This is a genomic window from Streptomyces sp. NBC_00425 (assembly GCF_036030735.1).
GTDB lineage: Bacteria > Actinomycetota > Actinomycetes > Streptomycetales > Streptomycetaceae > Streptomyces.
In genome coordinates, this window is sequence record NZ_CP107928.1 from 5,516,841 (window position 1) to 5,534,285 (window position 17,445).

Here is a 17,445-nt window from a genome sequence, read left to right on the forward strand (position 1 = left end):
CACGCCGAAGGCGCCGCGGCCTCACCCGACGCGGGTGATCCTGCCCCCCCCGACACCGGGGGCCCACGGCCCGAAGCCCGACGTCCGAAATCCGAAATCCGAAATCCGAAGTGCGGACGTCGGATGCTGGGCGAACATCGTTCTCGGCTGATGCATGACGATGCTGCTTCCGAACGCCATGTAGCGCCCGCTCCGGACACTTGTCCCGGAACAGACGGCAATCATGCCCGCAGGACGTAGCACCGAATCGCACGGACGCACACCTGTGCGGCACGAGCCCGGCCGAGGTCGTCCCGTGTGATTCGGTGTCGATCGGAGGTGTACGCGGTTGTCGGTGTCAGGCGTCGGCGTCAGACACTCGGGGTGTTCTTGACGGACAGCACGGCTCCACCAGCCCGGCGATCACCAGCCCGTGTCTGTTCGCCTGGAACAGGAGTGGCCTGGTGGTAGTACATCCGCCAACCAGAAGCGTCATCCAACTTCCGCCAGATCGAACTTCTCCGCGCTCGCCGTCCATCGAGCGTGGTTTCGAACGTGAGATGCACCAACCCGGGTGCCAGGACGGTGCCGGTCATGCCCGTGGGTTCATAAGTCGGACCATCCTCGTCCGCACCCTGCATCTCCGGCATCGCAGAGAGCATCGCCTCACGGCTCCACCTGCGCCCCGAGGCACCCACCTCGACGAATTCCGGATCGAGAAACTGATCCGCGAGTGCCCTCGATGTCCGGACGCCGGGACTCATCAGTTGCAACTCGCGCGCGATCGCCTCAGCCACGCCGTCCGTGTCCATGCTCATCGGATCATCATGACCCAGCTGTCCTCGGCACTCTCGCCTGCCCGCCGACGACCGACTCCGCTGCTGCCCGGTTGAACGGGCACGGGATCGGCACGTGCGTTGTGGGCTGCGTGCGGTCGGCTGGGCAACTCGCAGGGAGTGTGCCAGGATCCCGCTCCGAAGTGGAGGCCGATCATGTTTTGGCAGTGTGTTGAGGTGGTCGCCGCGACGGTCTTGCTCGTCGGGGGAATCGCCACACTTGGTGGGGGCTGGCTGCCGACCTGGTACCGCAGCAGCGTCCGCCGTCCGGTCACGTTCGGTTGGGCACAGCTGACCGTGGCTGCCGGACTCGTCATCCAGCTGGTTGGCGATTCCGTGTCCAGCACGCCGCACCTCGGCTCGGCGGTGAAAGTGTGCGGCGTTGTCGTGATGCTGTTCGGCTTCTGGTTGTCCGACGTGGCCGACTGGGAACCGCGGCAGGGCTGATCCTCTCCCTCACCCACCACTCACCCCGGCTCCCGTTCCGCCTGCCGCCGACCGACACACCTGGAGCGGGGGTGGTTTGAGCTCGCTTCCCCGGGAGCGGGGGCATGCCTGAAGCCCGATGTGTGCGGCGGCAGTTGGACGCTCCGGCGGTGCTCCTCCACCCGTGTCGCCGAGTCCGCCGGCCCCCGTCATCCGGCTGCACGATGCACGATGCAAGGCACGGCACGGCACGGCCACCCTCCTCACGGCGGCCGGAGTCGCACCCCGCGTCGTGACGGAGATCCGTCGTGGCTGACCGCCCGCGGTGATGGCAGAAGTGGATGTCAAAGGCCCCGGGAATTCGCCATGCTGTTCCGCCGTCCGCTCACGCATGCGGGGCCTTGACGCCTTGGCGGGCGCGGTCACGCCGGTATCCCGAACTCCTCGCGGTCGGCGTCGACGAGGCCGTCAAGCAGGGCGACGGTCGCGGAGGCGACCTCGCCCATCACGGACTCCTCGGGACGCTCCTGCCTCACCAGCGAGCGCTCGACGACGCAGGCCAGCAGGTCCGCGCGCGATTCACGGCCGTCGGCGCCGTCCTCTGCACGCAGGAACCCTTCGAAGGTGGCCTGGTAGGCGTAGCCGACCTCCTCGACGCTCATGCCCTCGCGCAGCAGGCCGTGCCGGGCGAGCAGCTCGAAGTAGCCGAGTGCCACGCCGGCGTGCCGCTCGTCCCGGGCGGTGTCCGGTGCGCTGGTCAGCTTGCCGAGCAGATCGGGGTCGGTCAGAAGGAAGCCACGCAGCAAGGGGCGGTCGATGACGGCCAGGAAGTACGTGCGGGCGAAGCGATGGAGCAGGCAAGTCGACGGATCCCGCGCCAGCGCGTCGCGCAGTTCGCCGGTCGCCGCGAGGACCTCGCGTGCGAAGACAGCGGAGAACAGCTGCTCGCGGGTCTTCCAGTGCAGGTAGACGGTGCCCTTGCCGATCCCGGCGCCGGCGGCCACGTCGTCGATGGACACCTTGCGGTAGCCGTGGCGGAGCAGGAGGTCGGCGGCGGTGTCGAGGATCCGGGCGGCGCGCTCGGCGCGCTGCTGCGGGTCGCGGAGTCGTCCGGTGGATGTGGTCACGAGGCAAGCATATGACCAGATCTGCAATTCAGTCACAAAGTTGTTGACCAACTTTCGAAATTCGTCATATGGTCACGCCGTCAGCCGCCGGACCCCCCCGGCGGACGGCCTGTGACGGGAGTGAACGATGAGTAGCGCGCCCCACCCGACGGTTCTGATCTCCGGCGCTGGGATCGCCGGGACGACGCTGGCCTTCTGGCTGGCCCGGCACGGGTTCCGGCCCACGATCGTCGAGCGCACGGACGCCCTGCGCTCCAGCGGCAACCCGGTGGATGTACGCGGACCGGCCGTCAAGGTGGCCGAACTCATGGGCGTCATGCCGCGGTTGCGCGAGGTCGCCACCCACGTCACCGCGCTCAGCTTCGTCAGCGACTCGGGCCGCCAGCTGGGCCGGGTGAACACGCGGGCCCTGCAGCGGGCCGCGGACAGCGGCGAGGTGGAGGTGACCCGCAGCGATCTCGCGCGCATCCTCCTGGAGGCGAGCAGCGACTCCGCCGAGATCCTGTTCGGTGACACGGTCACCGCGCTCCACCAGGACGGCGGCGGCGTGGACGTCACGATCGCCGACGCCGCACCGCGCCGCTTCGACCTGGTCATCGGCGCGGACGGACTGCACTCGACGACCCGCCGCCTCGCCTTCGGCCCGGAGGTCGACTTCGTCCAGCACATGGGCCTGTACGTGGCGACCATGTCGCTGGACGGCCCGGCCGACAGCCCCACGGACGTCGTCCTCCATAACGCACCCGGCCGGATGGCCTCCCTGCATCCCGTGCACGGCCGCGCGCTGGCCGCGTTCATCTTCCGCCACCCGGGCATCGCCGACTTCCGCCCCGGCGATCTCGACCAGCACAAGCGGGCACTCAAGGATGCCTACGCCGGCGACGGCTGGCGCGTGCCCGAACTCCTTGACCGGGTCCGGGCCGCCGAGGACCTGTGGTTCGACTCGGTCAGCCGCGTTCGCCTCGGCAGTTGGGCGAACGGCCGGATCGCCCTCCTCGGCGACGCCGCCTCATCGGTCTCACTCTTCGGCGACGGCTCCACCCTCGCCATGGCCGGAGCCCGCACCCTCGCCGAGGAACTGGCGGCCTCGCCCGCGGACCACGAGGCGGCGTTCGCGCGCTACGAGACCCGGCACCGCAAGCTCGTCGACCCCCGGCAGAACAACGTCGCCACCGCCTCCGCCCTCATGGTCCCCGTCACCCGCACGGGCATCGCGGTCCGTAACGCGGCGACACGGCTATGGCCGGTGGCCGCCGCGGGAGCTCGGATTCGCAGGGCTATGACCGCGGGCGCAGGCCGTCCATCAGCACGGTGAGGTAGGCGTCGGTGAGCTCCCGCACGGCGGGCCGGGTCCGTGCGATGGCGAAGGCGGTCTGCCCGACCAGTGTGGTCAGCAGCCCGGCGTCGAGGTCGGACCGTACGACTCCGGCGCGGCGCCCGCGGCCGATCATCTCCTCGACGGCGGCGACCAGTTCGGCGCGCCGTGCTGTGGTGGACGGCAGGTTCAGGTCCGTGAGCTTGTCGTTGATGCCGTGGTGTGCTGCTTGGAAGTCGATGAGTTCCGCGAGGAACGTGCGGAGGGCTTCATCCGGGGCCTCCCCCTCGCAGAGGTCCTGTGCGCGCCTGACGATCGGTTGGAGCAGTTCGGCCACGGCGGCGTCGAGAAGCGCGTCCTTGCCGCCGAAGGCCCGTACGACCGTTCCGGCCCCAAGGTCCGCGCGCTTCGCAATCGCCTCGACCGTCAGCACGGTGTCCGGCTCGGCCAATAGCTCCGTGGCGGCCTCCAACGCGAGCTGCCTGTTGCGGACCGCGTCGGCCCGCAGGCCGCCCTTTCCCGGCGTTGACATCTGGAACGCACCTTCCACATAATCATCTGGAACCTCGGTTCCAATTATCTTAGGGGAGGGCACCATGAACGAGCGCATCCTCATCTCCGGCGCCAGCATCGCCGGCCTCACTCTCGCGCACTGGCTGGCCCGCCACGGCTTCCAGCCCACCGTCGTAGAACGCGCTCCCGCCCCGCGGACGGGTGGCAACGGCGTCGACGTGCGCGACCTGGCGGTGGACGTCGTCGACCGCATGGGCATCTGGCCCGCTGTTCAGGCGGCGGCTGCCGACGTGCACGGCATGAAGTTCGTCGACGCCCGCGACCGCGTCACCGCCCGCGTCGACACCCGCACCGCGGGTGCCATCGAGATCATGCGCGGTGATCTGGTTGCCCTGCTGCTGGAGAATACGGACGTCGAGTACCTCTTCGGCGACTCGGTCCGCGGCCTGGAACAGGACGAGAACGGTGTCAGCGTCACCTTCGAGAACGCCGCCCCGCGCCGCTTCGAGCTGGTCGTCGGGGCCGACGGCCTGCACTCGAACGTGCGCAGCCTCGCCTTCGGGCCCGAAGAGCGGTTCCTCCGCTTCAAGGACCACTATTTCGCCTTCGCCGACGCAGACTCCGCGCTCGGCGAGAACCGCCGGGTCACCATGCACAACACCCCCGGCAGGATGACCGGCGTCTACCGCTCCGGCAACCACGCCCAGGCCAAGGCGTACTTCATGTTCCGCTCCGCGCCCCTCGCCTACGACCGCCGCGACACCGCCCAGCACAAGCGCCTCCTCCGCGATGCGTTCGGTGGGGACACCTTCTGGCGCGTGCCCGAACTCCTCGCCGGTGCGCTGGACGACCCGGAGTTCTACTTCGACGCTCTCAGCCAGGTCCACATGCCCACCTGGTCCACCGGCCGCGTCGCCCTCGTCGGCGACGCCGCCTGGTGCGCCTCACCTGCCTCCGGCGCCGGCGCCGAACTGGCCCTGGTCGGGGCGTATCACCTCGCCAGGGAAATCGTCGCCCACCGCGAGGACCACGCGACCGCCTTCGCGCGCTACCACGCCGCCCACAACCCCTTGGTCCGCAAGAAGCAGCAGATCGGACCCAACGTCCGCCTCATGGTGCCCAAGACTGCCGGCGGGCGCCGAGTCCGCGACACCCTCGCCCGCCTGCCCCTGATGCGCGCCATGGCCGCCGCCGAGCAACTCGCCCAGTCCGCCAGGCGACGCGCACTCCCGGACATGGACGCCGGCAGTGCGGCTCCGCACATCCCCCACACGCGCTGACCACGGTGGAGCTGCCGGTCACCCCGCGGCTCGCCTCGCTCTTCGACGTGCTGTTCACGGACATCAACGGCGTGAAAGACCACGCCCGTCACGAGCACGACAAGGTCCGCTACCACAGCGGTCGATCGTGACCTCGCTGGGCGTCAAGCAGAACCAGATAAGCCGTGCTCCTGGAGACCGATGTGTGCCGTGTCGGTCACCGCATCACGGGCACCGACGGCTGCGGCAGCGCGTCTCTAGGCCGGGGCGAGGGGGTGCCTGAGCGGTGCCCCGGCCCGATGGAGGCTGGTGAGAGCCTGCCGGTAGGAGGTGATCAGCCCGGTCTCGACGTACTCCACGCCCAGTTCCTCGCAGTAGCGGCGGACGATGGTTCGGGCCTTGCGCAGGTTGGGGCTGGGCATGCTGGGGAACAGGTGGTGCTCGATCTGGTGGTTCAGCCCGCCCAGTGCGATGTCGGTGAACCGGCCGCCGCGCACGTTGCGTGAGGTGAGCACCTGGCGGCGGAGGAAGTCCGGGTGGTCATCGCCCGTCAGGATCGGCATGCCCTTGTGGTTGGGTGCGAAGAGGGAGCCGAGGTAGACGCCGAACAGGCACTGGTGGACGGCGAGGAAGGCGATCGCCATGCCGGGGGGCAGCAGCCAGAGGAGGACGGTCAGGTATGCCGCGAAGTGCGCGAACAGCAGGGTGCCGTCGAGCGCTCGGTGCTTGAGCGAGCGGTTGGCCAGCGCCTTCACGCTCGACACGTGCAGGTTGAAGCCCTCCAGGGTGAGGAGCGGGAAGAACAGGAACGCCTGCCAGCGGCCGATGAGGCGGGGGAGCCCCTTGGCGGCCCGAGCCTGGTCCTGGGACCAGACCAGCAGGTCGGGGTCGAGGTCGGGGTCGAGTTCCTCGTGGTTGGGGTTGGCGTGGTGGCGGGTGTGCTTGTCCTGCCACCATCCGTAGCCCATCCCGACGCCGGCGCCGGCGATCCGGCCGGATGCTTCGCTGGCCCGGCGTCGACGGAACACCTGGCGGTGGGCCGCGTCATGGGCGATCAGGGCGACCTGGCCGAAGACGACGGCCAAGAAGCCGGCGACCGTCAGCGTCCACCAACTGTCGCCGATGAGCGCGACGGCGGCCCACCCGCTGACGTAGAGCGCGGTCACCACTGTGATCCGCAGGGCGTAGTAGCCGGGGCGGCGTCTCAGCAGGCCGGCATCAGCGATCTTTCTCGACAATCGGGCGAAGTCACTGCCGGACGTCTCCGAGGGCGGGGGGCGGACGGTGGTGTCGGTGGTCATGTTGCTGAAACTCTCTCCGAAGGAGGCAGATTGGTCAGGCGCCGCCTCGGGAGTTGCTGAGACCGGGCCACAGGTGGGGATGCGCTTCCGGCGTTGCGGATGCACATCGAGCGAGGAGCAGGGACGTCGTCCCTCTCGACATGCGGGTTCCCTGCCAGGCAGGTCTCACACCGTGGCAGCGACAGGGCTGGCGGAGCGACGGCCGCGCGCTCTCAGGGAAGAACCGGGAAGGTCGGAGAAGGGGGGCGACTGATCACTGGAGGGCACTCGTCACGGTGACCGGCGAGGTCCGTCGCCAGCCGCGGTTTCCGTGATGAGGACGGCGACGGTGGCCGGGCCCGGGGTGTCAGCGGTGGCTGCCTCGGCCACGGCCTCCCTGACGGCGCGGGCCACGTGCAATGGATGGTGTCCCGGGCCGACCGCGAGGTGAACCTCGATGTGTCGGCCGGGTGGATCATCATGGTCCTCCACCCTGACCGGGCGGCTGCCCAGCACGGCCGTGAGGCGGGCTACGCCCGACACGCCCGTCGCGACGTCCGCCAGCTCCCTGACGAGTCCCCGCATGGACCCCGTTCCGGTCACCGGGGGCGCGCTCCGCGCGGCCGCAGATTCCGGCGTGGGCCTCATGGCCGTCGCCGCGGTCCGAGACGTCATACCTGCCTTCGGGATCTCGCGGAGATCCGTTACGCGGATGTCAGCCGTCACCGTGGCCAGCCCGAGCTGTTCAGCGGCCGCGCCCAGCAGTGTGCTCCTCAGTTCGTCGGCGGTCTCCGGCAGCGGCCGCACGAGGGATGCGGTGAAGGCGGCCTCGATGGTGAGCGGGCCAGGCGGCAGGGCGCCGGCCGGCGGACGGACGGCCGGCTCGGACACGGGTTGGAGCGGCGCCGACCCGACGCGCAGGGACTCCAGCCGGACACCGGGGACCTCGGCGGTAGCGCGCTCGAGAGCCTGGACGGCCGCTTGCTCGGTGATCCACGTCCCGTCGTGGGGCCCGCCGAGCGGGAGGAGACGGCCCAGCTCGAGCTGGTTTCGTACTGCCTGCGTCCACGCCTCCGTCACTGGCCTCTCACCCTTCTTTCTCCATGGCCGCGGTTCTCATCCCGCGGCCATCTGCCCGGAGTGTCCGCGAGAGCTCGGGGCAGGGGCCTCAGGCCACTCGTCGAACCACCCCGTCTCGCTCTCGATAACCGGGTAAAAGGTACTAAAAAGACTATAATCCAAGTAATGGGTGCTCTGTGGCCTCGCGAGGGAGGAATACCCCATGACTGAGAACACCGGCGTCAGGCTCGGCGCTGCGCCCGGTTCTCGCGGCCGGACGACCATCGCCGATGTGGTGGTGGAGAAGATCGCCGGAATGGCGGCACAGGACGTGCGCGGCGTCCACGCCCTGGGCAGCGGATTCGCCCGCTCGATGGGATCCATGCGAGAGCGGATGCCCGGTGCCGGCAGTGGCAAATCCGCCACGCGCGGGGTCAGTGTCGAGGTCGGGGAGCTGCAGGCGGCCATCGATCTGGAGATCGTCGTCGACTACGGCGTTTCCATCACGGACGTGGCCGCCGCGGTACGGGAGAACGTGATCTCCGCGGTGGAGCGGATGGCGGGTCGGGAAGTCGTGGAAGTCAACATCACGGTCAGCGACGTGAAGCTGCCCGACGAGGAGGACGAAGAGGAGGAGCGGCAGCGGATCCAGTAGCCGGGCGGACCAGCCCGCGTGAGTGAAGGAGCGCGTGATGAGCAGGGCCGTGGTGGGCTTGATGGCCGGAATGGCGCTGGGTTTCGCCGCGTATTTCGGTGACTTCTGGGCTTTCCTGCTGGTGCTCGTGCTGGGCCTCGTCGGTCTTGTCATCGGGCGGTTCATGGAGGGTGATCTCGAACCGGGCGACTTCGTCCGCCGTCGGGACCGGCAGGATCGGATTCGCGACGACCGGCGACAGGCTCGGGGAGACTGGGGGCGGTGAGCGGAGAAGTCGATGAGCGTCCGGGCGTCCCCCGCGAGGAGCGTGGGGCGACCACCGTCACCGACCGGGTCGTCGCGAAGATCGCGGCCCGGGTGGCGCGCGAGGCGCTGAGCCGTTTCGCCGAGTCGGTCGGCCACGTACCGCCCGGCCGCCGGACGCCGCACGTGAACGCATCCGTACGGCGGGCGCCGGAACGGACCAGCGCAGGACGGGCCGCCGAGTCCGCCGCCGGACGGCAGGCGGTGCTCGGCGAGGCACGGCTGGACATCACCGTCGAGCTCGGCTACCCGTCCGACATCGGGGCGCAGTGCGCCGCGGTGCGCCGGGAGGTCACCGAGCGGATCAGGGCATGGGCCGCCATGGAGGTGTCCGACCTCGCGGTGTCGGTCGAGCAACTGCACTCGGCGCATACGCGGCACACGGACCGGGAGAGGGTGCGATGAGCGCGAACGCCTCGCGGCAGCCGACCGGTGACAGCGACCTCTCCCCCGGTCCGGGACAGGCGGCACCGCCCGCCGACGGCACCCCGGGGGCGGCCGAGGGCGCTACGAATACGAAGGTGATCGACGGATCAGGCCGGTCGGCGCACCGTTTCTGGTCGTCGCGGCGGATTCCCGCGGCCTTGGCAGCCCTGCTGTCTGCCGCGGCCGTCGGATTTCTCCTGTACGACGTGGTCGCGGTGCGGGCAGGCCGGAATGCGCTGCGCTGGCGGCGGCGTCTCGCAGAGGAACTGGCCACACGGCCCCTGGACGACGTCTGGATGATCGTCGGGGCCGCGGTGGCGATGGCCCTCGGCCTGTGGCTTTTCCTGCTGGCGGTCACGCCGGGACTGCGCAGGCTGCTGCCCATGCGGCGGCCCACCGGTATCCCTGGGACAGAGGACGTCCGAGCCGGGCTCGACCGCCGCGCGGCCGCCCTGGTTCTGCGCGACCGGGCCATGCTGGTGCCCGGCGTCCAGTCGGCACAGGTCGCTGTCGGCCGCCGGAAGGTCAAAGCCCGGGCACGGGCACATTTCCGCGACCTCGAGGAGGTCCGCTCGGACCTGGACGCCGAGCTTGGCGAAGCCGTGACGTCCTTGGGCCTGGCCCGGCAACCCGCACTGGTCGTGCGCGTCCGGCGCCCGAAGAAGGGCTGAGGTGATCCGATGCTCAAGACGGCGAACCGGGTGCTGCTCGCACTGCTCGGCCTCGGACTGTTCGTCCTGGGCGGCGGCGTGCTGCTGGGCGCACTGGACCTGCAGCGCCACTGGGATTTCGACGTGCCGGGCTGGTGGCCCTTCCGCGGGCCGGACGACGTGGTGCTGGGCAGCGAGGGACGCACCCGGTGGCGGGAAGAGGACTGGTGGTGGCCGACCGTGATCGCGGTGCTCGCCGTGCTGCTGGCCCTGCTGCTGTGGTGGCTCCTCGCGCAACGCAGACACCGCTTGGACCGTGTCCTCGTCGACAGCGAAGACGGCGCGCCGGCCCGGCTCAACGGCCGCACGCTGGAGAGGGTCATCGAGGAAGAGGCACAAGCCCTGGACGGGGTCTCACGGGCTCACGTCCGGCTGACGGGCCGACGTACCGCTCCCACCGCACGCGTACGGCTGCTGCTGGAGCCTCACGCGGACCCGGCGCGGACCCTGAGGCGACTGAGCCGGGAAACGCTCGCACACGCACGAGACTCGGCCGGCCTGGACCGCCTCCCGTCGAAGGTCCGACTCCGTGAAGTCCGCCACCGCGCCGAACGCGCCACCTAGGACCCCCTGGGCCGAGCCTCATGGGGGTATCGGCTGCGAGGCGGGCGCCCAGGATTCCTGGAACCCGAGCGTTTCGGCACGCGGAGGATCAAACCAACAGCACGCTGCCCGGCGCACTCGCTTCGCTGACGGCGTGCGCGAAGACACCGGCCTTGGTTGTCGTCGGCATCGCCCTGAGAACCCTGGCGTCGGTGGGGCACGCCGTCGGCGGAGGCGCCCTGGCGGCGGCTTTGGGCCGGGGCCGTCACGTATCACCCCTCGGCCGACGCGACATCGAGCAGAGGCACGGCGTGTCCTGCCGTAGCCGAGAGAGCGCGCAGATCTCGCACGGTTCCTTCCAGGAGGCATCCCGTCATGGTTCTCTTCCTGATCCTGCTCATCGCCGGAATCGCTCTGGTCGCCATCGGCGCGGCCGTCGGCGGCATGCCCTACCTGATGTCCACCGGCGTACTGCTTCTCGTCGTCGATCTGCTCTACCTGGCGGCCCGCTCCATCTGGCGCTCCACCCGGCGCCCGGCCCGCTGACCGGCTCCCCGCCGATCACGTCATGGCCGGCACGTCGCCCCTCAACGCCAGTCACCACAAGGGGATCGGTTCGACGGGGACCTGGGCACGTCGGCCGGTGAGCGGGCCAGGGTGAGGGTCCGGTCCCGACCGAAGTGGCAGACGGTGGCCATGGCCGGTCGGTCGTGGTGTTCGGTGTTCGTGCAGACCGCTTCCGGAGTGCCGATCCTGCGCCCCCTTCGGGTCCACGACGTCGTGGGTCGCACCACTTCGGACATCGGCGGAACGGATCACGCCCTGCCCCCGGCGGCCGCGTGCGTCGTGCTCCAACGACCCCGGCGTATACACACCGGGGTCGCCCTTCCGGGCCGGTCGCACGTGAGAGTGTGCCGACCCGCTTTCATGCTATGTCTGGTGCACATTTCGGGCATCCGGTAGCATCCAGCAGTGGTTGCGCAACGCAACAGTCGTGCCGGGGACGCCCGACTGCCCATCGGCGACGCACACCGAAGTGTGGCCGGGCCCCTGCGGCCGTGCAGGCTGGCGGCCCTGCCGTGACGCCGGTCAGGCCCCCAGACCGGCGAGGGGTTCGGATCCGCTGATGAATGCGCGGGCCACGTCGGCCAGGCGCCGGTTGTGGGCGCGGGCGTAACCACGCAGCGCGGTGAACGCCTGCTCCATGTCGATGCCCTGCCGTTCGGCGAGTTTCCCCTTCGCCTGTTCGATCAGTACCCGGCTGTTCAACGCCGTCTGCAGCTGTTCGTTGAGCACCGTGCCGCGGTGGACGGTGCGTTGTTGCAGCAGGCTGATGGTGGCGACGTCGGCCAGCGCCTGGGCGATGAGGGTGGCGGGTGGGTCGAAGGGGCCGGGGGCGGCGCGGAAGAGGTTCAGGGCGCCCACGGTCTCGTCCCGCAGGCGCATGGGCAGGGCCTGGACTGCCCCGAAGCCGCTGCGGTGGGCCGCGGTGACGAAGCGTGGCCAGCGGTCGATCTCCCGGGTCAGGTCGTGGATGATCACCGGTGCGCCGGTGTGGAAGCTCTCGAGGCAGGGGCCTTCGTCGTTCTGGAGCTGGAAGAGCTCCAACAGCCGCACCTGTTCGTCGGAGGCGGCCATGACGCGGAGTTTGCCGTCACGGTCGGCGAGCAGCACCCCGGCGGCGCTCGCGTCGAGCATGCCCACGCAGCGGTCGGTCAGCAGGCGCAGGAAGTCCATGAGGTCGAAGTCGGCGACCAGGTTGTCGGCCAGCTCGACGAAGGTCTTGGCCAGAAGCTGTTGATCCATCGTGGGCACCCTCGATTGAGACTAATCCCTGCCTGAAGGGGCGGGAAGTGCGGCATGTTCGTCGGTCGGCACCCATACGTCAGGTTTCCTCATCGGTCCGGTCCGGCTCCGCGTCCGGTGAGAAGCGAAGCCGACGGGCCACCACGTCCGCGGCCACGTCGGCGAGCCGGCGTCCCCGCGCATAGGCGTAGGCGCGAAGCCGGACGAAGGCTTCTTCGATGCCGACGCCGAGCTGGACGGTCAGGATGCCGTTGGCCTGGTCGATCTCCGCCCGGTACGCGCCCAGGTCCTCGAAGCTCTGTTCCGGAATCGGTCCGCCGGTCGGCGCACCTGTCTCGTCGATCCTTGTATCGAGCAGGATCAACGTCGCCAGATCGGCGAACGCCAGTGCGTCGGCCAGTTCCTCCGCGTCCAGCGCGGTCGGCACGTCGGCGTACAGGTCCAGAACTCCCGGGCTGATCGCCCCCATCTGCAGGGGGAGCGCGAAGACCGCGCGGGCTCCGGCTTCCAGGGCCGCGTCGGCGAACACCGTCCAGCGGTCCTGCAGATCACGGGTGAGCAGATCGGGTGTCAGGACGGCCGAGCCGTGCAGGAAGGCGTCCACGCAGGGTCCCTCGCCCAGGGTGAGCTGGAGCTCTTCCAGCTGCTCGCTGACGTCGTCGGTGCTGCACAACGGATGGCTCGGCGCGGACCGGGACATCGCCGACATCCCGGCCCCGCCGACCGGCAGCGCGGCCACGGCCGCGGTGCACACGTCCACCACACCGACCCGGGCACCACGCCTGACCGCCTGCTCGGCCACCAGCATCCGAATGCGGGCCGACCGCCTGTCAGGCCCCACCAGGGCCACCGCCTCCACGCGTCACGACAAGGCCGTCCACCTTCGCCCCGGTTCGTTCCCCGACGGGACATGCCGGCGCGCGGAACGTGGTGGCACCGGCCGGCCTGCGAAGCTCTCCGACGTCCGTCCACCCCCAGGAGCGGAGCGCAGCGAGAGTGGGGCGATCGGCCCGGTCCACCAGCGTGGCGCCGAGTGATGCCTGGTGGTCGGTCAGCAGCCGCTCCAGCAGACGACGGGCCAGACCTCGGTCCTGCGGGTGCGGCCGGATCATGATGTCGCCGAACGCGAAGACACCGCCGGACACCGTGGGTTGATCGATGCGGCACGGCAATGCACCCTCGAAGTCGAACCACCAGGAGCCGTCGCCGCGCACCGGGAATCCGAAGGCGCATCCCATCGGTCTGTCATTCTCGCCGATCACCATGGCGAATCCCGGTCGGCGCATGTCCGTGGCGGGACGGGCCGATAAGTTCTGGCGGCCGGGACGGCGGTATGCGTCACCCGGCGCCGTTACGCGGGACTCCACATACAGATCCGCCAGTTCTTCACGCAGGCTCTCCACCGGCCAACGGTTCAGCCGACGCGACCGCACCGGAGCGATGGCGGAGGGATCGCCCTCCGCAGGCTTCCGTGACTGTCCCCGCGCGGGTTCGGCCGTCATCGCACATCGCCCGAGAGAAGAGGCGCAAGCGGGACAGTCCGCTGCGGCGGGGCTGGAACGGGCGGGGCCGAGGCGTCCACGAGGGGAGGTTGCAGGTGTCCGAACGGTAGGCCGAGGAGCAGGAACCCGCAGCCGACGACGTCGAGAATCCGAGCCAGCGTCGGTGGCGGATGGTGCAGTCGCAGGGTCCCGCCGACCACGGTGGCCTGCTGCGCGGCGCGGAGGAATGCGTTGAGTCCGGTGCAGTCGCAGAAGGTGACGGAGACGAGGTCGACGTCGATGGCGCGGATACCGTCCCGCAGGCAGCGCTCCAGGGACGCGCGCACCAAGGGCACGGATTCCAGGTCGATCTCACCGGACAGGGTGACCAGGGCCCGAATCTCTCGGTCCTGGCGGTACACGGTGAGCTGGGGAAGGGGCATGACGCCTCGGTTCAGAAGACCATCCGGCAGTGGGCGCGGTGGTGCCGGAGTCCCGGCATCCTGGGCGTGCTCCCGGCAGGGGCGTACGTTCGGCGGAGGCGGAGCAACGGCCGGTCCGACAGTCTGCGCAGCAGGACAGAGGACCCACCCAGTTCCCTCCAGGGATGCGCCGGGTGACAGACGAACAGTCCGCACCCCGCAGCCATCTGTGTTCAGCAACGGCATGCCGCCGGGGTCTGGGACGTCTGTGCAGCAGTGTAGTCCTCGCGCCGTGTGGTGGACGGTCCGAAGCCGCCCGGTCCCAGGATGTGGACGGAGCAGAAACGTGGTGGCGCGCGCCTGTCCGAGGCATCGCAGGGTACGTGAAGCACTCAAGGCGACCGCTCGAGTACGGCACCACGTGCGCCGACCGCGGAGATGGCTCGTATGACGGAGCCGAACAGTTCCCCCTCGCGGCAGCCCGATCCAGCGAAGCCCCGCACTCGCCCGGACCGACGACGTTCGTGACGGGTCGCCACATGGCCCGGGCGCGAGGGCGAGGGAAGCGGGATCCACTTGGAATCCGGGATGGCTCCCCCTTCGGAGCCCGGACCGGATGAGGGAACGCATCACCTTGCTCGACAGCGACGTCCATTTCCCCTGACTCACCACCCGGACGAGAAGGTCGCCATCTGCGCGGGCTTCCTCACCCGCGCGGCTGCGTGCTTCCACACGCACGGCATCACCCGCATCGAACGCGTGCTCACCGACAACGCCTGGGCCTGCCGCGAGGGCCTGGCCCGGAAACAGGCCCTCGCCGAGATCGGCGCGACCGGAAAGCTGACGCGCGCCTACCGGCCCCAGACCAACGGCAAGGTCGAACGCTTCAACCACACCCTGCTCGACGAATGGGCCTACCTGCGGCCCTGCACCAGCGACGACGAACGCACGGCCGCCCTGGACGACTTCCTCCACGGCTACAACTGCCATCGCTGCCACACCGCCCTCGGAGGCCGGCCACCCATCAGCCGTGTGAACAACGCTGCGGGTGGATACAACCAGGGCTTCCTGCTGATGATCTCCTGCGCATGCGGGCGGCGGCCCTTCGCGAGCAACCGACCGCCTCCTCGACCGCCTCGGCACCGACGTACCCCGCGCCCGTTCGCTCCGCCGCGACGGCGCCCTGCGCATCCGCCACGCGGACGGCGCCGCCGACCCGGTCGCCACCGTCGTACGGGAGGCGCTCGCGCACGGGGGTTCGGTAGGGGTCGTGGCCGCGGACGCCGAGGCGTCCCGTGTGCGCGAGGCCCTCGACGCGGCCGGTCTCACCCCCTTCCCGCGGATCACCGTCATCCCCGCCACCCTCGTCAAGGGCCTGGAGTACGACCATGTCGTCGCCGTCGAACCGGCGGCCATCGCGGAGGCCGAGCCGCGCGGCCTGAACCGGCTGTACGTCGTCCTGACCCGCGCGGTGTCCCGGCTGGACGTGGTCCACGCCCGCGCGCTTCCCTGGTGACGTACGGGACGCCCGGGGCTGATGTGACGTAGGTCACCGGAACTCGCCTGCTCCGACAGTCAGTTCATAACGTGACCACAGATATGCGAACCCGGGTGCGAACCGGAGATCCGAACGCGTTTGCGGAACTCTTCGACGACCATGCCCGCGCCGTGTACAACCACGCCTTCAGGCTGACCGCCGACTGGTCCGCGGCCGAGGACGTCATGTCGACGACGTTCATGGAGGCCTGGCGGCGCCGTGCGTCGGTCGAGGCCGAAGGGGGTTCGCTGCGGCCCTGGCTGCTGGGTATCGCCACCAACGTGGCCCGCGCCCAGTACCGCAGCAACCGGCGCTACCGGAACGCCGCGAGCGCGGCAGCCGCCGCCAACGCCGCGGACGAGCACGTCGAGGACCACGCCGAGGAGACCGCAGGCCGGCTGGACGACCGGCGCCGCATCAGCGCCACGCTCACCGCCCTCAGTTCGCTCAAGCGCCCCGAACGCGAGGTCCTGACCCTGTGCCTGTGCGAGGGCATGGAGTACGCCGAGGCCGCCCGCGCCCTCGGCATCCCCGTCGGCACCGTCCGCTCCCGGCTGTCCCGCGCCCGCGGCAAGCTGCGAAAACTCGCCGACGCGGAACTGCTCCGAAAAAAAAGCGAACTCGGCGGGAAAAAAACGGAACTCACCCGCACAGACCGGCAGATAACAGGTGATCGCGGATACGTGATCCGGTCCGCACAGGAAGGAAACCGATGAACGCCAGCCCCTCCCAGCCGCACCCGGCTGAGTGGACGGAGACCCAGGACCTCCTGCCCTCCGTCGAGCGGGATCTGCCGGCGGGCCGCCACCAGTTCCACAAGGAGCACATGATGGCCCAGATCCACGAAGACCTCCGCGGCAGCCGCACCCCCGCCCCGCAGCGGCAGCGCAACCCGTTCCTGCGCCGCGCGATCCTGGTGCCCGCTGCCGCCTTCGCCGTGGCCGGCGCGGTCGTGGCCGGCCTAGCCCTGTCCGGCGGCGACGGAGACGGCGGCAGGACCGCCGTGGCCACCGGCCCCGCCCTGACCACCCAGATCGGCGCCGTCGACACCAAGGGCGCCCCCCAGCTGCTCGACCGCATCTCGCTCGCCGCCGCCGACACCTCCGGACCGACGGCACACGACGGCCAGTACATCTACATCGCCTCGAAGGTGGCCAGCACCTATTCCAAGACCGTCGACGACAAGACCACGATCGTCAGCAAAGAGCTGCACTCCCGCCAGGTCTGGATGTCCACCGACGGGAAGGACGGCTGGCTGATCGAAGCGGGCGAGGAGGACATCACCCTGGCCGGGTCCACCCCGCTCACCGGGGCGTACGACAGCCTGGTCAAGCTGCCCACCGACCCCGACGTACTGCTGAAGCAGATCTACAAGGAGTCGGACGCCGTCCGGGACCCCGAAGTCCCCCGCGACCAGGCGGCCTTCGTCGCCATCGGCGATCTGCTGAACGAGAGCTACCCGCCCGCGGACGTGGCCGTCGCCCTGTACAAGGCCGCCGCCAAGATCCCGGGGGTCGTCGCGGTGGACGACGCGGTCGACGCCTTGGGCCGCCACGGGGTCGCCATCGCGCGGCAGAACGACACCGACGGCCAGCGCACCGAGTGGATCTTCGACAAGAAGACCCTCCAGTTGCTCGGCGACCGCACCGTCCAGGTCAAAGCCGAAAAGGACGGGGAGTTCAAGCCCGGCACCGTCCTGTTCACCTCCGCGATCACCCAGCGCGCGGTCGTCGACGCCAACAAGCAGGTCCCCGGGAAGGCGAGCTGA

Annotated in this window: 21 protein-coding genes and 2 pseudogenes; 14 read left to right on the plus strand and 9 right to left on the minus strand. The window is 70.0% G+C overall.

Features of this window, described 5'->3' with window-relative positions; genetic code table 11:
• Positions 1 to 350 precede the first annotated feature (350 nt).
• On the minus strand, positions 351 to 797 hold the full coding sequence (locus OHS82_RS23910) for a nuclear transport factor 2 family protein (RefSeq protein WP_328434440.1): 447 nt from the start codon (positions 795 to 797) through the stop codon (positions 351 to 353).
• 195 nt (positions 798 to 992) lie between these two features.
• Between OHS82_RS23910 and OHS82_RS23915 the strand changes: the two genes are divergently transcribed.
• Positions 993 to 1,262, plus strand: a complete 270-nt coding sequence (locus tag OHS82_RS23915; RefSeq protein WP_157876366.1) for a hypothetical protein — start codon at positions 993 to 995, stop codon at positions 1,260 to 1,262.
• 401 nt (positions 1,263 to 1,663) lie between these two features.
• On the opposite strand, the gene OHS82_RS23920 is transcribed toward OHS82_RS23915, so the two are convergent.
• The gene (locus tag OHS82_RS23920; RefSeq protein WP_328434441.1) at positions 1,664 to 2,368 is read right to left on the minus strand and encodes a TetR/AcrR family transcriptional regulator; all 705 of its coding nucleotides are present in this window, start codon (positions 2,366 to 2,368) and stop codon (positions 1,664 to 1,666) included.
• A 127-nt stretch (positions 2,369 to 2,495) separates the two neighbouring features.
• Here OHS82_RS23920 and OHS82_RS23925 point away from each other — a divergent pair, with 127 nt between their 5' ends.
• Complete coding sequence (locus OHS82_RS23925) at positions 2,496 to 3,683, plus strand: FAD-dependent monooxygenase (protein WP_057578886.1); 1,188 nt, start codon at positions 2,496 to 2,498, stop codon at positions 3,681 to 3,683.
• Here OHS82_RS23925 and OHS82_RS23930 read toward each other — a convergent pair.
• Positions 3,646 to 4,215: a TetR/AcrR family transcriptional regulator gene (locus OHS82_RS23930; protein WP_328434442.1), complete on the minus strand. Its 570-nt coding sequence runs from the start codon at positions 4,213 to 4,215 to the stop codon at positions 3,646 to 3,648. The genes OHS82_RS23925 and OHS82_RS23930 overlap by 38 nt on opposite strands.
• 64 nt (positions 4,216 to 4,279) lie before the next feature.
• Between OHS82_RS23930 and OHS82_RS23935 the strand changes: the two genes are divergently transcribed.
• Positions 4,280 to 5,476 carry an FAD-dependent monooxygenase gene (locus OHS82_RS23935; protein ID WP_328434443.1) on the plus strand — a complete coding sequence of 399 codons (1,197 nt, stop codon included), beginning with the start codon at positions 4,280 to 4,282 and terminating at the stop codon, positions 5,474 to 5,476.
• Between the two features lie 5 nt (positions 5,477 to 5,481).
• Positions 5,482 to 5,607, plus strand: coding sequence for a hypothetical protein (locus OHS82_RS23940; protein ID WP_328434444.1), 126 nt, complete (start codon positions 5,482 to 5,484; stop codon positions 5,605 to 5,607).
• Positions 5,608 to 5,712: 105 nt separating this feature from the next.
• Here OHS82_RS23940 and OHS82_RS23945 read toward each other — a convergent pair whose 3' ends face one another.
• On the minus strand, positions 5,713 to 6,756 hold the full coding sequence (locus tag OHS82_RS23945) for a fatty acid desaturase family protein (protein WP_057578878.1): 1,044 nt from the start codon (positions 6,754 to 6,756) through the stop codon (positions 5,713 to 5,715).
• A gap of 270 nt (positions 6,757 to 7,026) precedes the next feature.
• Positions 7,027 to 7,815: a hypothetical protein gene (locus OHS82_RS23950; RefSeq protein ID WP_057578876.1), complete on the minus strand. Its 789-nt coding sequence runs from the start codon at positions 7,813 to 7,815 to the stop codon at positions 7,027 to 7,029.
• Positions 7,816 to 8,017: 202 nt separating this feature from the next.
• Here OHS82_RS23950 and OHS82_RS23955 point away from each other — a divergent pair, with 202 nt between their 5' ends.
• From OHS82_RS23955 to OHS82_RS23980, 6 genes are all read left to right on the plus strand, one after another.
• A complete protein-coding gene (locus OHS82_RS23955) occupies positions 8,018 to 8,449 on the plus strand; it encodes an Asp23/Gls24 family envelope stress response protein (protein ID WP_057578874.1) in 432 nt (143 codons plus the stop codon).
• A 37-nt stretch (positions 8,450 to 8,486) separates the two neighbouring features.
• On the plus strand, positions 8,487 to 8,714 hold the full coding sequence (locus tag OHS82_RS23960) for a hypothetical protein (RefSeq protein ID WP_057578871.1): 228 nt from the start codon (positions 8,487 to 8,489) through the stop codon (positions 8,712 to 8,714).
• Positions 8,711 to 9,157 carry a hypothetical protein gene (locus OHS82_RS23965; protein ID WP_057578869.1) on the plus strand — a complete coding sequence of 149 codons (447 nt, stop codon included), beginning with the start codon at positions 8,711 to 8,713 and terminating at the stop codon, positions 9,155 to 9,157. Before OHS82_RS23960 ends, OHS82_RS23965 begins: the two co-directional genes overlap by 4 nt.
• Positions 9,154 to 9,849: a DUF6286 domain-containing protein gene (locus tag OHS82_RS23970; RefSeq protein WP_328434445.1), complete on the plus strand. Its 696-nt coding sequence runs from the start codon at positions 9,154 to 9,156 to the stop codon at positions 9,847 to 9,849. The genes OHS82_RS23965 and OHS82_RS23970 overlap by 4 nt, the downstream gene beginning before the upstream one ends.
• A gap of 9 nt (positions 9,850 to 9,858) precedes the next feature.
• Positions 9,859 to 10,452 (plus strand): alkaline shock response membrane anchor protein AmaP, encoded by a 594-nt coding sequence (gene amaP, locus OHS82_RS23975; protein ID WP_057578865.1) that lies wholly within the window; start codon positions 9,859 to 9,861, stop codon positions 10,450 to 10,452.
• Positions 10,453 to 10,806: 354 nt separating this feature from the next.
• Positions 10,807 to 10,977 (plus strand): hypothetical protein, encoded by a 171-nt coding sequence (locus tag OHS82_RS23980; RefSeq protein WP_199863788.1) that lies wholly within the window; start codon positions 10,807 to 10,809, stop codon positions 10,975 to 10,977.
• A 543-nt stretch (positions 10,978 to 11,520) separates the two neighbouring features.
• Here OHS82_RS23980 and OHS82_RS23985 read toward each other — a convergent pair.
• The 4 genes from OHS82_RS23985 to OHS82_RS24000 all read right to left on the minus strand — a co-directional run bounded on the left by OHS82_RS23985 (position 11,521) and on the right by OHS82_RS24000 (position 14,161).
• The gene (locus tag OHS82_RS23985) at positions 11,521 to 12,237 is read right to left on the minus strand and encodes a GAF and ANTAR domain-containing protein (RefSeq protein WP_057578864.1); all 717 of its coding nucleotides are present in this window, start codon (positions 12,235 to 12,237) and stop codon (positions 11,521 to 11,523) included.
• A 79-nt stretch (positions 12,238 to 12,316) separates the two neighbouring features.
• A complete protein-coding gene (locus tag OHS82_RS23990) occupies positions 12,317 to 13,078 on the minus strand; it encodes an ANTAR domain-containing protein (RefSeq protein ID WP_328434446.1) in 762 nt (253 codons plus the stop codon).
• Positions 13,068 to 13,640, minus strand: a complete 573-nt coding sequence (locus OHS82_RS23995; RefSeq protein WP_242433154.1) for a hypothetical protein — start codon at positions 13,638 to 13,640, stop codon at positions 13,068 to 13,070. The genes OHS82_RS23990 and OHS82_RS23995 overlap by 11 nt, the downstream gene beginning before the upstream one ends.
• Before the next feature lie 95 nt (positions 13,641 to 13,735).
• Positions 13,736 to 14,161 carry an STAS domain-containing protein gene (locus OHS82_RS24000; RefSeq protein WP_057578862.1) on the minus strand — a complete coding sequence of 142 codons (426 nt, stop codon included), beginning with the start codon at positions 14,159 to 14,161 and terminating at the stop codon, positions 13,736 to 13,738.
• A gap of 654 nt (positions 14,162 to 14,815) precedes the next feature.
• Between OHS82_RS24000 and OHS82_RS24005 the strand changes: the two are divergent.
• The 4 genes and pseudogenes from OHS82_RS24005 to OHS82_RS24020 form a co-directional block, all read left to right on the plus strand.
• Positions 14,816 to 15,199 (plus strand): annotated as a pseudogene (locus OHS82_RS24005) (integrase core domain-containing protein); the annotation flags it as partial.
• Between the two features lie 58 nt (positions 15,200 to 15,257).
• Positions 15,258 to 15,656, plus strand: a pseudogene (locus tag OHS82_RS24010) (AAA family ATPase); the annotation flags it as partial.
• Between the two features lie 71 nt (positions 15,657 to 15,727).
• Positions 15,728 to 16,393 (plus strand): RNA polymerase sigma factor, encoded by a 666-nt coding sequence (locus tag OHS82_RS24015; protein WP_057578858.1) that lies wholly within the window; start codon positions 15,728 to 15,730, stop codon positions 16,391 to 16,393.
• A complete protein-coding gene (locus tag OHS82_RS24020; RefSeq protein WP_057578856.1) occupies positions 16,390 to 17,445 on the plus strand; it encodes a CU044_5270 family protein in 1,056 nt (351 codons plus the stop codon). Before OHS82_RS24015 ends, OHS82_RS24020 begins: the two co-directional genes overlap by 4 nt.

Excerpts from the sequence above, each read along its gene's own strand:
- OHS82_RS23910 (WP_328434440.1), bottom strand. The coding sequence starts at position 797 with ATGAGCATGGACACGGACGGCGTGGCTGAGGCGATCGCGCGCGAGTTG.
- OHS82_RS23925 (WP_057578886.1), top strand. The coding sequence starts at position 2,496 with ATGAGTAGCGCGCCCCACCCGACGGTTCTGATCTCCGGCGCTGGGATC.
- OHS82_RS23930 (WP_328434442.1), bottom strand. The coding sequence starts at position 4,215 with ATGTCAACGCCGGGAAAGGGCGGCCTGCGGGCCGACGCGGTCCGCAAC.
- OHS82_RS23935 (WP_328434443.1), top strand. The coding sequence starts at position 4,280 with ATGAACGAGCGCATCCTCATCTCCGGCGCCAGCATCGCCGGCCTCACT.
- OHS82_RS23945 (WP_057578878.1), bottom strand. The coding sequence starts at position 6,756 with ATGACCACCGACACCACCGTCCGCCCCCCGCCCTCGGAGACGTCCGGC.
- OHS82_RS23955 (WP_057578874.1), top strand. The coding sequence starts at position 8,018 with ATGACTGAGAACACCGGCGTCAGGCTCGGCGCTGCGCCCGGTTCTCGC.
- OHS82_RS23960 (WP_057578871.1), top strand. The coding sequence starts at position 8,487 with ATGAGCAGGGCCGTGGTGGGCTTGATGGCCGGAATGGCGCTGGGTTTC.
- OHS82_RS23970 (WP_328434445.1), top strand. The coding sequence starts at position 9,154 with ATGAGCGCGAACGCCTCGCGGCAGCCGACCGGTGACAGCGACCTCTCC.
- amaP (WP_057578865.1), top strand. The coding sequence starts at position 9,859 with ATGCTCAAGACGGCGAACCGGGTGCTGCTCGCACTGCTCGGCCTCGGA.
- OHS82_RS23980 (WP_199863788.1), top strand. The coding sequence starts at position 10,807 with ATGGTTCTCTTCCTGATCCTGCTCATCGCCGGAATCGCTCTGGTCGCC.
- OHS82_RS23985 (WP_057578864.1), bottom strand. The coding sequence starts at position 12,237 with ATGGATCAACAGCTTCTGGCCAAGACCTTCGTCGAGCTGGCCGACAAC.
- OHS82_RS24000 (WP_057578862.1), bottom strand. The coding sequence starts at position 14,161 with ATGCCCCTTCCCCAGCTCACCGTGTACCGCCAGGACCGAGAGATTCGG.
- OHS82_RS24020 (WP_057578856.1), top strand. The coding sequence starts at position 16,390 with ATGAACGCCAGCCCCTCCCAGCCGCACCCGGCTGAGTGGACGGAGACC.